The following is a 13,186-nucleotide window of genomic DNA, read 5'->3' on the forward strand; positions in this document are numbered from 1 at the left end:
AGGAGGGGGCCGGGCCCCGCGGAGGGGGGGGAGGGTGGTGCGGGGCCCGGCCGGAGGGAAATGGTCGGTGGGGCCGCGGGCGCCGTTACGCCTGCGACCAGTCCAGGATGATCTTGCCGCTGCGGGCGGTCGCCGCCTCGTCGAACGCGGCCTCGAAGTCCCCGTAGGCGTACCGACCGGTGATGACGGGGCTGAGGTCGAGCCCGCCCTCGAGCAGCACGGTCATCGCGTACCAGGTCTCGAACATCTCGCGGCCGTAGATGCCCTTGATCGTGATCATCGAGGTGACGACCTTGGCCCAGTCGACCGCGAAGTCCTGCGCCGGCAGGCCCAGCATCGCGATCCGGCCGCCGTGCGTCATGTTGTCGATCATGTCGCGCATGGCCTCGCCGCGGCCGGACATCTCCAGGCCGACGTCGAAGCCCTCGCGCAGCCCCAGCTGCGCCTGCGCGTCGGCGATCGTCGCCTTCGAGACGTCCAGCGCGAGCGTGGCGCCAGCCTTTCGGGCGATCTCCAGGCGCTCGGGGCTGACGTCGGTGATGACGACGTTGCGCGCGCCGGCGTGCCGGGCCACGGCCGCCGCCATGATCCCGATCGGACCCGCGCCGGTGATGAGCACGTCCTCGCCGACCAGCGGGAAGGAGAGCGCGGTGTGCACGGCGTTGCCGAACGGGTCGAAGATCGCCGCGACGTCGAGGTCGACCGCGGTGCGGTGCACCCACACGTTCTGCGCGGGCAGCACCACGTACTCGGCGAAGGCGCCGTCGCGTCCCACCCCGAGCCCGATCGTGCTGCGGCACAGGTGACGGCGGCCGGCCAGGCAGTTGCGGCACGTGCCGCACACCAGGTGGCCCTCGCCGCTGACCAGCGCGCCGATCTCGATGCCCGTCACGCCCGCGCCGAGCGCCGCCACCTCGCCGACGAACTCGTGACCGAGCACGAGCGGGGTCTTGACCGCGCCCTGCGCCCAGCCGTCCCAGGAGCGGATGTGCAGGTCGGTTCCGCAGATGCCGGTGCGCAGCACCTTGATCAGCACGTCGCCGGGGCCGTACTCGGGCTCGGGAACGTCCATCAGCCACAGCCCGGGCTCGGCCTTGTGCTTGACGAGTGCCTTCATGGGGGTGGCTCCAGGCATGCGGAAGGGAGCGCTACGGGGCGCGGAGGCCCGGCAGCGTTCGGACGGTCACCAATCTGCCGACCTGCGGGGTGATCAGTCCATCGAGGATTTCTTAAGCGGGTCCACAGCCCAGCTTCACGCCTATGCTCCTGGGGTGTCGGGCAGGGGCCGGGGAGTGGTCCGGGCCGGGAATGGGGAGGTGAGGGGCGTGCCGAGTCTGCGCAGCAGGGCGCTTTCGGTCGCGCTGATCGCGGCGGGACGGCGAAGACGGTTCGGCAGCGCCGAGGCGGTCCGAAGCCGGGTGGCCGAGTCGGCCCGGCGGCCCGCGTCCCATCTGCCGCCGCGCTCCCTGGGCCGGGTCGCGGAGGTCTCCCGGACCTTCGTCGGGGCCTGGCCGGTGTACGACGTCGCGCCGCTCGGGGCCGCACCGGCCGCGCGGGTGCTGTACGTGCACGGCGGCGGGTACATCAACGAACTGGTCCGGCCCCACTGGGCGCTGATCCGGACCCTGGTCACGCAGGCACGGGCGCGGGTCGTCGTACCGGCGTACATCCTCGCCCCGCGCGGAACCGCGGACCGGACCGTCCCGGTCGCCGCCGATCTGCTCAGCGGGCTGATCGCGAGCGGCGGCGACGGTGACGGCGGCACGGTGCTCATCGGGGATTCCGCCGGCGCGGGGCTGGCGCTGGCCGCGGCCCAGCGGCTGCGCGAGCGCACCGGGGCGCAGCCGTCCCGGATCGTACTCATCTCCCCCTGGCTGGACGTGTCCATGAGCCACCCCGACCAGGCGGCCATCGAGGCGGGCGACCCGATGCTGGCCCGCCCCGGACTGCGGGAGGCCGGGCGGCTGTACGCGGGCAACCTGACGGCCGACGACCCCCGGGTGAGCCCGCTGCACGGGTCGTTCGCCGGGCTGGCCCCGATGACGGTGTTCACCGGTACCCGGGACGTCCTGACGACCGACAGCCGCGAGCTGCTGAGCCGGGCGCGGGCGGCCGGCGCCGAGGTGGAGTTCCACGAGGAGCCGGGGCTGCCGCACGTGTACCCGCTGCTGCCCCTGCCGGAGGGCAGGGCGGCCCGCGACCGGATCGTGGAGCTGGTCCGCGCCGCGGCTTCGGAGGCCTGAGCCGTCCCGGGACGTGTTGGTCGGGGCAGACGGGGGCCGGCCGGCCCCGTCAGGCCACGCAGTTCATCAGGGAGCCGACGGGGGCCGTGCGGTAGCGGGCCCAGTACGTCTCGTCCCGGACCGCGCAGGCCGGCGGGGTCCGGGTCGGCTGCCAGGCGACGGTGGCGAAGCCCGCGTCGGCGGCGGCCTCCGCGAAGTCGGCGTGGGCCCATTCGCGGCACTCGAAGGGGACCGGCGGGTCGGTCTCCAGCCGGGCCCGCAGCAGCGGCGCGTCGCCGCCCGGAGCCCGCTCGACGACGCTGATGCCGTAGGGCTCCCAGTCCGCGTACGGGAAGGCCCCGGGGTTCGGCACGACGGCCAGGAGCCGCCCGCCGGGACGCAGGTTGGCGCGTACCGCCCGGAACATGGCGTGCAGGGCCGTCCGGTCGTGGGCCTGGTTGAACACGTACACGGCGGTGGCCAGGTCGAACGGGCCCAGCGCCGGCAGGCCGGCCGTTTCCGCGACGACGTACTCGACCGCGCCGGTGTGCGCGGGGTCGCCCCCGCCCTCCCGGGCCCGCCGGATGCGCTCGGGGCAGCTGTCGACGCCCACCGCCCGGCGGGCCCCGCCGCTCGCCAGCATCCGGGTGGTGGTGCCGTGCCCGCAGGCCACGTCGAGGGTGTCGAGACCGCGGACCCCACCGAGGGCGTCCAGCGCCGTGGCCAGGGTGAAGGCATCGGCCACCGAGAAGGCCGGCGGGGGCGTTGACGTGTCGTACTGCTGTCGCATGTGCGCAAGCCTGCCCGTACGGGGTGCCCGGGGACGTTCCCGGCGCCGGACCTCCCCCGGACGGGGGAGGCGTTCGGGTCAGTCGGTACGGCGTACGGGGCGTACGCGGCTCACGCGACCTGTGGGACCGGCGCCTTCGCAGCGCGTACGTCCCGCGGGACCGGGACGAGGACCGGGGCCGGGGCCGGGGCCGGGGCCAGGACCGGGGCCAGGACCGGGACCGGGACCGGGGCCAGGACCGGGACCGGGACCGGGGCCAGGACCGGGGCCAGGACCGGGACCGGGACCGGGACCGGGGCCAGGACCGGGGCCAGGACCGGGACCGGGGCCAGGACCCGGACCGGGACCGGGGCCAGGACCGGGACCGGGACCGGGGCCAGGGCCAGGACCGGGGCCAGGACCGGGCCGGGGCCGGGCCGGGGCCGGAGCCAGGGCCGGAGCCAGGGCCGGGCCGGGGCCGGAGCCAGGGCCGGGCCGGGGCCGGAGCCAGGGCCGGGCCGGGGCCGGAGCCAGGGCCGGGCCGGGGCCGGAGCCAGGGCCGGAGCCAGGGCCGGGCCGGGGCCGGAGCCAGGGCCGGGCCGGGGCCGGAGCCAGGGCCGGGCCGGGGCCGGGCCGGGGCCGGAGCCAGGGCCGGAGCCAGGGCCGGGCCGGGGCCGGAGCCAGGGCCGGGCCGGGGCCGGAGCCAGGGCCGGGCCGGGGCCGGAGCCAGGGCCGGGCCGGGGCCGGAGCCAGGGCCGGAGCCAGGGCCGGGCCGGGGCCGGAGCCAGGGCCGGAGCCAGGGCCGGAGCCAGGGCCGGGCCGGGGCCGGAGCCAGGGCCGGGCCGGGGCCGGAGCCAGGGCCGGGCCGGGGCCGGAGCCAGGGGCCCAGACCAGGGCAGGGCCAAGGGCGGGACCGAGACCGGAGCAAGGGCCCGGGACCTGGACCGGGGCCGGGGCCGGGGCTAGGAGCGCGTGGGATCTGCGGGGCGTACGGGGCTCAGCGCGACGAGCACCGGCCGCGCCGTAGCGGCCGTGCCGCCCGGCTCGGGGCCGCTCCCGGGGCATGCCGTGCAGGAGCGTGCGGCGGCGGGGCAGCCGCCGCAGTCACGGCCGCCTATCTCCTCGCGCCGCAGCCGTCCCTTGCGGACCCAGTACGCGGCGAGGTCGGCCGCCTCGGCCCGGCCGATGCCCAGCCGGTCGGCGATCCGCGCGAGCCCCTCGCCGGGGGCGGCCTCCTCGAAGGCACGCAGCAGCCTGCGCAGCATGCCGGGCTCGCTCACGGCGGAAGTCCGGTGGGGCCCGCCGGTCCCACCAGTCCCGCCGGTCCGCCCGACGCCGGCCACGCCGGTCCCGGAAGACCCGGACCCGGAGCCGTCAGTCCGACCGGTCCCACCGGCGCCGGCGCCGGCCGCACCAACCCCGGACGCGGGCCCAGACCCGCCGGCGGTCCACCCGCTCCCACCGACGCCAGCCACACCGGCCCCAGCCCCGCCAGTCCGCCCGCACCCACCGGCACCGGCCGCACCAGCCCCGGACGCGGGCCCGGCCCCAGACCCGGACCGGCCGGGCCCACCGGCCCCGCTCACCACACCAGCCTCGCGATCTGGAAGACGCCGGTGGCCAGCAGCCAGGCCGCCGCCAGCTGGATGCCGAAGCCGATGACGGTCAGCCGGGTGCCGATCTCGGCCCGCTGCGCGGCCAGGGTGGCCATGCACGGGGTGTAGGCGAGGACGAAGACCAGGAAGGCCAGCGCGGCGGCCTCCTGATGCCCGCCGGAGGATTCCTCGAAGGTGGCGTGCAGGCTCGAGGTCAGCCTCGGATCGCCGTCCTCCTCCGCCGAGTAGGTCTGCGCGAGGGTGGAGATCACGCCCTCCTTCGCGATCAGCCCGGTGCCGAGCGCCGCCGTCGCGTGCCAGTCGCCGAAGCCGGCCGGGGCGGCGAGGGGCGCCGCCGCGCGGGTGACCGTACCGAAGACGCTCTGTTCGACGTCGACCTTGCCGAACCCGCCGTGGCCGGCTCCGGCCGGGACGGCCATCAGCAGCCAGACGGCGGCCGCGGTGGCCACGATGATGCCCCCGGCGGTGCGCAGGAACGCGGAGAGCTTCTGCCAGACCTGGGCGCCGGTGACCCGCAGGGTGGGCAGCCGGTAGGGGGGCAGCTCCAGGACGAGCGGTTCCTCCTTCATGTCCTTGAAGAGCAGGGGCCGCAGGATCAGGCCCATGCCGACGACCAGCAGCACGGAGCCGACGTAGAGGAGGAAGACGACGGTGCCGGAGTTCGAGCCGAAGAAGACGCCCGCGATCATCACGTAGACGGCGAGGCGGGCGGTGCAGCTCATGTACGGGATGAGCAGGCCGACCAGCAGCCGGTGCGAGCGGCGGTTGAGGATCCGGGTGCCGGCGAGGGCGGGCACGTTGCAGCCGAAGCCGACGACGAGCGGCAGGAAGGCGCGGCCGGGCAGCCGCAGGGTGCGCATCAGACGGTCGGCGACGAAGGCGGCGCGGGCGAAGTAGCCGGAGTCCTCCAGCAGGGCCAGCAGCAGGAACATGATGATCATCAACGGAACGAAGGTGAGCAGCTGGCCCACTCCGTTGATCAGGCCGTCGACGAGCAGGCCGGTCACCCAGCCGGGTGCGTGGACGGCTTCCAGGAGCCGGTCGGCCCCGCTGCTGACGGGTCCGGAGACGAAGTCGCCGAGGCCGTCCTGGAGGGGTTTGGCCAGGACGGTGGTGGCCTGGAAGACGCCCCACATCACGGCGAGGAAGAACGGGATGCCGAAGACGCGGGACAGCAGCAGCCGGTCCACCCGGTCGGTGAGGGTGGGCCGGGCTCCCGCCGGACGGGGCGCCGCGCGTTCGATGACGGCGTGCGCCCAGGCGTAGCGGGCCTCGGCGACGAGGAGTTCGGCGTCGGTGTCCGCGTCCCCGGCCGCCGCGGCGAGGCGGTCCGCGGCCGCCCGGGCCCGCCCGGCCAGGGCGGCCGGCACCCGGGGCGGCTCCTCCCCGCAGAGCAGGCTGACGGCGAGCCACCGCGCCGGGTGCGCGGTCTGCGCCCGGGACAGCTCCACGAGGGCTGCCAGCTCTTGGGCCACGGGTGATCCGGCGACCCAGCCGGTGGCCCGCGCGGGCGGCGTACGCTCCGCGTCCAGCAGATCACGGACGGCGTCCGCGAGCAGGTCCAGCCCGGTCCCGCCGCGCCCCTCCACCGGTACGACGGGCAGCGCGAGCTCGCGGGCCAGCGCGTCCGGCGCGATGACCGTGCCGCGCCGGGCGGCGACGTCGGTCATGGTGAGCGCGACCACGACGGGGATGTCGGTGTCGAGGAGCTGCGAGAGCAGGTACAGGTTGCGGGCCGGGTTGGCCGCGTCGAGGGCGAAGACCACCGCGTCGGGCCGCTCCCCCTCCGGCGCGGTCAGCACGTCGCGCACCAGGGCCTCGTCCGGGGAGTCGGGCAGCAGGCTGTACGAGCCGGGCAGGTCGGCGACGCGCAGGTGGCGGCCGGCCGGTGTGCGCCAGTCGCCCTGGGCGACGGAGACGGTCTTGCCCGGCCAGTTGCCGACGCGCTGGTGGGCGCCGGTGAGGGCGTTGAAGAGGGTCGACTTGCCGACGTTCGGATTGCCGACGAGGACGACGAACGGGGTGCCGGCGCTCCGCTCCAGGGTCGCCGTCGCGCCGCCCTCCGTGCCGTGACAGCTCATCGGACCCACCTCAGCCGGCCGGCGGTACGGGAGTCGAGCGCCACCCGGGTGTCACCGAGCCCGACGAGCAGGCCCCCGGTGGCGCCCCTGGCGATCACCGTGACATCGGCGCCCGGCACGAAGCCGAACTCCAGGAGCCTGCGCCGGCTTCCGCCGGCCTGACCGGGGTCTATCCCCGTGATGCGTACGGTCGTCCCGGGACGGCTGTCGTTGAGCGACGGCACCGGACCTCCTTCTTCGACTCCACTTAGCCAAACCTAAGCAGTCGCAGGCGGTCCGGCAGCCGGGCAAAGTCCCTGATCCGCAAGGACTTTCAGCCCTCCGGTCCCGGCTCACCCTCGGCCGATCGGCCGATCAGCCGATTCCGGTCCGGGGCGGTGGGGGCGGAAGCGGGGGCGGGGCGGCGCGCCACGGCCCGGCGCGCCGCATGCCGTGGCCCCGCGCTCCCCGGCCCCGCGCTCCCCCTACCCCCGCGCGCCCCTCGTCATCAGCGCGCGGGCGCAGTCGCGCAGCCAGGCGTGCGCGGGATCGGCGTCGTGGCGCGGATGCCAGGCCATGCCGAAGGGCAGCGGCGGCAGTTCGAGGGGGATCTCGAAGACCTCCAGCCCCAACTGCTTCGCGAGCGGCGCGGCCTGGCCGGTGATCAGGCCCACGAGGTCGGTCTCGCGGAGCACGAAGAGGGAGGTGGGGAAGGTGCCGACGCTCCCCACCACCCGCCGGGTGAGCCCCAGTCCGGCGAGCGCCGTGTCCACCGGGCCCTCCAGGCGCCCGCGCCGGGAGGCGATCAGGTGTTGGGCGGCGGCGAACCGGCGGGCGGTGAGCCGTCCGCGCAGCAGGGGGTGACCGGAGCGTGCGACGGCCATCATGCGCTCGTCGACGAGGTGTTCGGTCCGGACCTCCGGCGAACGCGTGTCGATCATGCCGAGTTCCAGGTCTGCCACGCCCTCGCGCAGCGCCGGTACGTCGATGTGGCTCTCCGCCAGGAAGCGCAGCCGCACCCCCGGCGCCTCCCGGGCGACCCGGCCGAAGAGGGCCGCGCCGAAGACGGCGGTGAAGGATTCGTTGGCCAGCACGGTGAAGGTGCGGGTCAGGGTCGCCAGGTCGAGCCGGCCGCCGGCCAGGAAGAGCGCGCGGGCCCGCTCCACGACGGCCCGGACCTCGCCCTGGACGGCGAGGGCGTGCGGAGTCGGAACCATGGTGCGCCCGGCCCGGACCAGGACGGGATCGCCGAGCGCCTTGCGGATCCGGCCGAGGGTGCGACTCATCGCCGGCTCGGACAGGTGCAGGCGGGCAGCGGCCCGGGACACGCTCGACTCCTCGAGGAGGACGTCCAGGGCGACGAGGAGGTTCAGATCGAGGCCGGAGGCGTTGGATTGCGTCACACGCATGGATCCCTTGCATAACTTGCACTGGAAAGCAGGTCACCCCAACCCTACGGTGAGAGCACACCCCAACCGCCCCACCGACTCCGAGGAGGAGCCGTGCTCCGCCGTGCCCTCAAGCGGGAACCGACCGCAGACCCCGGCCCCACCGCCGGCGCCACCACCGCCCTGGCTCCCACCCCCACCCGCACGCCCACCCCCACGCTCACCCGCGCCGCGCTGCTGGTGCTGTGCGCCTGCGTCCTGGTCGCCCAGGGCATGGTCGCGGCCGTCAACCTGCTGATCCCGCAGCTCGCCGCATCCGGTCTGCGCCCCACGTCCGAGCAGCTGCTCTGGACCGTCGACGCGTACGTCATCGTCTTCGCCGCGCTGCTGATCCCGGCCGGGGCGCTCGGCGACCGCTACGGCCGCAAGGGCGCCCTGCTGGCCGGACTCGCCCTGTTCGCCGCGGGCGGGGCGCTCAGCGCGCTCGCCGCGGGCCCGGCCGTGCTGATCGCCGGGCGCGGGCTGTGCGGTGCCGGAGCGGCCCTGATCATGCCCGCCACGATGTCGGTCCTGGTCCACCTCTCCCCGCCGGAGCGGCGGGGACGGGCCCTGGCCACGTGGACGCTGGCGGCGGGCCTCGGGGGCCTGGCGGGCAACGTCGGCGGCGGCCTCGCCGGGGAGTTCCTGACCTGGCGGGCCCTGTTCTGGGGCGTGGTCCCGCTCGCACTGCTGCTCGCGCTCGCGGTGGCCCGCACGGTACCCCGTACGGCCGCGCGCGCCGACGCCGCCGTCGACCCGGCGGGGGCGGCCCTGCTCGCGGGGGCGCTCTTCGCGGTGGTCTACGCGATCATCGAGGGGCCCTCGTACGGCTGGGGCTCGGGGCGCGTCCTGGGTGCCTTCGGCGCGGGCGCGGCGCTGCTCGCCGCCTTCATCGCCTACGCTCTGCGCGCCGGCCGGCCGCTGCTGGACCCGCGGGTCTTCGCCTCGCGCAGGCTGCGCGCCGGGGCGCTCGGCATCGGCGCCGCCTTCTTCGGGCTGTTCTCGCTGTTCTTCGTCAACGCCCAGTACCTCCAGTACGCCAAGGGCTTCTCCCCCGCCCGGACCGGCTTCGCGATCGTGCCGCTGACCATCGGCATGGCACTGGTGCCCAGGTTCGGGGCCCGGCTCCAGGAGCGCACCGGGCCCCGGCTGCCCGTCGGGGCCGGGCTCGGCCTGATCGGCGGCGGTCTGCTCCTGGTCTCCACCGCCGACGCGGGCACCCCGTACGCCCTCTATGCCCTCTACCTGCTGGTGCTGTCGGTCGGCACCGGGCTGTGCGCGCCCGCGCTGACCCTGACCGTGGTGGCCGAGCTGCCCGCGCACCAGGCGGGACTGGGCTCCGGCCTGAACACCGCGGCCCGCGAGATCGGCGCGGCCCTCGGGGTGGCGGTGGTCGGCACGGTGCTGGCCTCCCGCTTCCACGGGGTGCCGCACGAAGCGGCGCAGGTCACGGCGTTCACGGACGCCATGGGGACGGCGCTGCGCACGGTGGCCGCGGTCCTGCTGCTGGCGGCGGTCGCGGTGGTGGCGGGCTACCGGGACCGGACTCCGGCCGGGGCCGGGCCAGGGGCCTGAGGCGGCCTGAGGGGGCCCGCGGTCCCTGCCCCGGGCATCCCGAGCGGAGCGTGCGCAGGCACTGCCCGAGGCGTCCGAACGGGCGTGCGCGGGCGTCTCCCCGGGGGCATCCTGAAGGGATGACGGCGAGACCGGAAGCCGGCGGCCCCGTCGCCGACGCCACGGCCCGAGTGCTCGCGCGGGCCGCTCTCGATGCCGCGGGGGCCGCCGGCGCGTACGCGGGCGCGGTCTACCTGCGCTCCGGCACCGAGGGACTGCTGCGGATGGCGGCCCTGACCGGAATCCCCGGGCCACTGTTCCGCCCCTGGTGGCGGATGCACATGAACCGCCCGTACCCCGTCACCGAGGCGTACCGCTCCGGGCAGTCCGTACACCTTCCCGACGCCGAGTCGTCGATGCGGCGCTTCCCCCAGCTGATGGCCGGACTGCCGTTCCCCTTCGGCTCGCTCTACGAACCGGTGGCCCGCGGCCGGGAGCGCTACGGCGTCCTCGTGGTCCTGCGCCGGGCCACACCCGGGGTCCCGGTCGGCGCCGGCGACCGCAGGCGGCTGCGCGCGGTGGCGGACCGGCTGGCCGGGGAGCTGTCCGCGATCGCTGCGGCAGGGGCCCTCGTGACGTGGGAGGACGACCCCGTGTGCGTGCCCGGGTCCGGTCCCGGGTCCGATCCGGCGGAGGGCGCCCGCGCGGCCGTGGACCGGCTGGACCTGGCCGTGCTGTCCGTGGACCGGCAGGGCCTGATCGGGTTCGCCAACGCCGTCGCCCGTTCCACGGCCGCGACCCTGCTCGGCGCCGGGGGGAGGGAACTGTGCGGGCGGATGCTGTGGGACGCCCTGCCCTGGCTCGGCCACCCCGCCTACGAGGACCACTTCCGGGCCGCGTTCCTGTCCCCCGCCCCGGTGCACTTCCAGCTCTCCCGGAGCCGGCCGCCCCTGCCGCAGCAGTGGCTGTCCGTCGGGCTGCACCCCGGAGCCGACGGGGTCACCGTCACCGTCGCCGCGGTCGAACCACCGGCGTACGCGCCGGAATCGGTGGTGCGGCCCGGCGCGGGCCTGCCCGGCTCCCCCGGTATCGGTTCACCCGCCGACCGGGCTTCGGCCCTGTACCGGCCGGTGGCCCTGGCGATCGCTCTGAGCGAGGCGGTGACGGCCCGGCAGGTGTCGGCGGTGGTCACCGAGGAACTGCTCCCGGCGTTCGGCGGACGCCAGTTGGCGATCTACCTGCTCGGTGAGGGCCATCTCCACCTGGCCTGGGAGACCGGCTTCCCGAAGGGGTTCCTCGACCGGTTCGACGGGGTCGCGCTGGACGTGCGGCTGCCGGGCGTGGACACCCTCACCTCGGGCCGGCCGCTGTTCTTCGAGTCGATGCAGCACCTGGCGGCCGCCTATCCGGGGATCCCGCTGGACGCCCACCTCGGGGCCCGTGCCTTCCTCCCGCTGATCGCCTCCGGCCGGCCGGTCGGCTCGTGCATCCTCGGCTTCGACGCTCCGCGCGGGTTCAGCCCGGAGGAGCGTACGGTGCTCACGGCGCTGGCCGGGCTGATCGCCCAGGCCCTGGAGCGGGCGCGGCGCTACGACACCGAGGCGGCGCTGGCCCGCGGCCTGCAGTCGGCTCTGCTGCCGCACCGGCTGCCGGTGCGCGAGCACGTGGCCACGGTCGGACGGTACCTGCCCGGCACGGCCGGGATGGACGTCGGCGGCGACTGGTACGACGTCCTCGACGGGGGCGCCGGGCGTATCGCGCTGGTCATCGGCGACGTCCAGGGCCACGGGGTGGCGGCGGCCGCCACCATGGGCCAACTGCGCAGTGCGGTACGAGCGTTCGTTCTCAGTGACAATATGCCGGAGCAGGTGGTGCGCGGCACGAACCGGCTGCTCATCGACTTGGACCCGGGCCAGTTCGCCAGTTGCTGCTACGTCCTGCTCGACCCGGCGACGGGCCTCGCCCTCGCCGTCCGCGCCGGACACCCCCAGCCACTGCTGCGGCATCCGGGCGGCCGGACCGAGGTGCTGGACCTGCCGGGCGGCATGGTGCTCGGCATCGACGCCGCGGCCGACTATCCGGTCGCACGGTTCACGGTCGAACAGGGTGCGGTGCTCGCCCTGTACACCGACGGGCTGGTGGAGATCCCGGGCACGGACATCGACGAAGGGGTGGAACGGCTCCGGGCCTCGCTGGCGGCCGCCGGTCCCGCCCCGCTGACGGAGACGGCGGACCGGCTGGTCGCCGAGGCCGGCAACTCCACCGACCGGCCGGACGACATCGCCCTCCTACTGGCGTCCCGGCCGGCCGCGCCGGAGGGGACCCGGCACCTGTGAGGGGCCTCGGGCAGACCGCTCAGCAGTGCTTCCCGGCGGTCGCGCGGGCATACGCGTCGCCCGCGATCAGGGCGTCCGCGACCATGTCCGGGGTGACGGGGAACGGCATGTTGTGCGTGGTCTCGCCCTCCGCGGTGGCCGCCCGCCCGATGGCGAGGAGCTCCGCGCGGTCCGGGTCGACGAGGCCGATCCCGGCGAGGGTGGTGGGCAGCCCGACCGCGCGGCTGAAGCGCAGGTAGGTGTCCAGCTCCTCGGTCGGGGCGCCTTCCAGGACCAGCTGGGCGAGGGTGCCGATGTTGACCTTCTCGCCGTGCATCATGCCGTGCACCTTGTGCGAGACGGTCAGCCCGTTGTGGATCCCGTGCGCCGCGGCGAGGCCGCAGGACTCGAACCCGAGCCCGGAGAGCAGGGTGTTGGCCTCGGTGACCTTCTCCAGCGCCGGGGTGACCACGTGCGCCTCGGCGGCCAGCCGGGCCTGGGGGCCGTACTCCATCAGCGTCTCCCAGCACAGCCGGGCGAGCGCCAGGCTGGCCTCGGTGGCGAGGCCCCCGGCCATGGCGACGCGGTTGGCGGCTACGCAGACCCGTGCCTCGTACCAGGTGGCGAGCGCGTCACCCATGCCGGAGACGATGAAACGACTCGGCGCACCCGCCACGAGGGCGGTGTCGACGAGGACGAGGTTGGGGTTGCGCTGGAAGAAGGAGTAGCGCTCGAAGGCACCCTCCTCGGTGTAGATGACGGCGAGCGCGCTGGTCGGCGCGTCGGTGGAGGCGACGGTAGGGGCGGACACGACGGCGATGTCGCCCAGCGCGTGGCCGACGGCCTTCGCGGTGTCGATGGCGGTGCCGCCGCCGATGCCGATGATGACGTCCGCGCCCGCCGCCCCGGCGGCCGCGGCGACCCGGTCGATCTCCTTCTGGGTGCAGAGCCCGCCGAAGACCTCCTTGGTCAGCTTGACCCCGGCGGCGGTGAGGGAGGCGGTGACGGCCGTGTCGACGAAGCCCCAGACGCCCTTGTCCGCCAGGACGACGGCGTTCGTCCCGAGGCGGGAGGTGTGCTCGCCCAGGTCGTTCATCGCTCCGGCGCCCTGCACGTACTTCGGCGGGCTGATCATCATGCGGGTACCGACGGTCTTCACGTCAATCCTCCTCATAGCGAATTCATTTCCGCTTGCTCATTCATCCCTATCACGGATTCCGGGT

The 13,186-nt window shown here is 75.5% G+C and carries 11 protein-coding genes; 3 read left to right on the forward strand and 8 right to left on the reverse strand.

Translation table 11 applies throughout. The features are described 5' to 3' along the window. Positions 1-85 precede the first annotated feature (85 nt). Positions 86-1,117: an L-threonine 3-dehydrogenase gene (gene tdh / locus OG389_RS04025; RefSeq protein WP_328297064.1), complete on the reverse strand. Its 1,032-nt coding sequence runs from the start codon at positions 1,115-1,117 to the stop codon at positions 86-88. A gap of 208 nt (positions 1,118-1,325) precedes the next feature. Here tdh and OG389_RS04030 point away from each other — a divergent pair, with 208 nt between their 5' ends. Next, positions 1,326-2,243 (forward strand): alpha/beta hydrolase, encoded by a 918-nt coding sequence (locus tag OG389_RS04030; protein ID WP_328297065.1) that lies wholly within the window; start codon positions 1,326-1,328, stop codon positions 2,241-2,243. Positions 2,244-2,292: 49 nt separating this feature from the next. On the opposite strand, the gene OG389_RS04035 is transcribed toward OG389_RS04030, so the two are convergent. From OG389_RS04035 to OG389_RS04060, 6 genes are all read right to left on the reverse strand, one after another. Continuing rightward, the gene (locus tag OG389_RS04035; protein WP_328297066.1) at positions 2,293-3,012 is read right to left on the reverse strand and encodes a class I SAM-dependent methyltransferase; all 720 of its coding nucleotides are present in this window, start codon (positions 3,010-3,012) and stop codon (positions 2,293-2,295) included. 110 nt (positions 3,013-3,122) lie between these two features. Continuing rightward, a complete protein-coding gene (locus tag OG389_RS04040; RefSeq protein WP_328297067.1) occupies positions 3,123-3,896 on the reverse strand; it encodes a hypothetical protein in 774 nt (257 codons plus the stop codon). Between the two features lie 57 nt (positions 3,897-3,953). Continuing rightward, positions 3,954-4,271 (reverse strand): helix-turn-helix domain-containing protein, encoded by a 318-nt coding sequence (locus OG389_RS04045; protein ID WP_328297068.1) that lies wholly within the window; start codon positions 4,269-4,271, stop codon positions 3,954-3,956. 302 nt (positions 4,272-4,573) lie between these two features. Further along, positions 4,574-6,688, reverse strand: a complete 2,115-nt coding sequence (gene feoB, locus OG389_RS04050) for a ferrous iron transport protein B (protein ID WP_328297069.1) — start codon at positions 6,686-6,688, stop codon at positions 4,574-4,576. Further along, the gene (locus OG389_RS04055) at positions 6,685-6,912 is read right to left on the reverse strand and encodes a FeoA family protein (RefSeq protein WP_328297070.1); all 228 of its coding nucleotides are present in this window, start codon (positions 6,910-6,912) and stop codon (positions 6,685-6,687) included. The genes feoB and OG389_RS04055 overlap by 4 nt, the downstream gene beginning before the upstream one ends. 240 nt (positions 6,913-7,152) lie before the next feature. Beyond that, complete coding sequence (locus OG389_RS04060; protein WP_328297071.1) at positions 7,153-8,076, reverse strand: LysR family transcriptional regulator; 924 nt, start codon at positions 8,074-8,076, stop codon at positions 7,153-7,155. A 162-nt stretch (positions 8,077-8,238) separates the two neighbouring features. On the opposite strand from OG389_RS04060, the gene OG389_RS04065 reads away from it, so the two are divergent. Together OG389_RS04065 and OG389_RS04070 are read left to right on the forward strand one after the other, a co-directional pair. After that, positions 8,239-9,669 (forward strand): MFS transporter, encoded by a 1,431-nt coding sequence (locus OG389_RS04065; protein WP_328303501.1) that lies wholly within the window; start codon positions 8,239-8,241, stop codon positions 9,667-9,669. Positions 9,670-9,788: 119 nt separating this feature from the next. Continuing rightward, positions 9,789-11,984 carry a PP2C family protein-serine/threonine phosphatase gene (locus tag OG389_RS04070; RefSeq protein WP_328297072.1) on the forward strand — a complete coding sequence of 732 codons (2,196 nt, stop codon included), beginning with the start codon at positions 9,789-9,791 and terminating at the stop codon, positions 11,982-11,984. Between the two features lie 19 nt (positions 11,985-12,003). On the opposite strand, the gene OG389_RS04075 is transcribed toward OG389_RS04070, so the two are convergent. Continuing rightward, positions 12,004-13,122 (reverse strand): glycerol dehydrogenase, encoded by a 1,119-nt coding sequence (locus OG389_RS04075; protein ID WP_328297073.1) that lies wholly within the window; start codon positions 13,120-13,122, stop codon positions 12,004-12,006. Between the last annotated feature and the right edge of the window lie 64 nt (positions 13,123-13,186).

It is taken from the genome of Streptomyces sp. NBC_00435, assembly GCF_036014235.1.
Lineage (GTDB): Bacteria > Actinomycetota > Actinomycetes > Streptomycetales > Streptomycetaceae > Streptomyces.

Coding starts and splice junctions, on each gene's coding strand:
- tdh (WP_328297064.1), bottom strand. CDS start 1,117: ATGAAGGCACTCGTCAAGCACAAGGCCGAGCCCGGGCTGTGGCTGATG.
- OG389_RS04035 (WP_328297066.1), bottom strand. CDS start 3,012: ATGCGACAGCAGTACGACACGTCAACGCCCCCGCCGGCCTTCTCGGTG.
- feoB (WP_328297069.1), bottom strand. CDS start 6,688: ATGAGCTGTCACGGCACGGAGGGCGGCGCGACGGCGACCCTGGAGCGG.
- OG389_RS04060 (WP_328297071.1), bottom strand. CDS start 8,076: ATGCGTGTGACGCAATCCAACGCCTCCGGCCTCGATCTGAACCTCCTC.
- OG389_RS04070 (WP_328297072.1), top strand. CDS start 9,789: ATGACGGCGAGACCGGAAGCCGGCGGCCCCGTCGCCGACGCCACGGCC.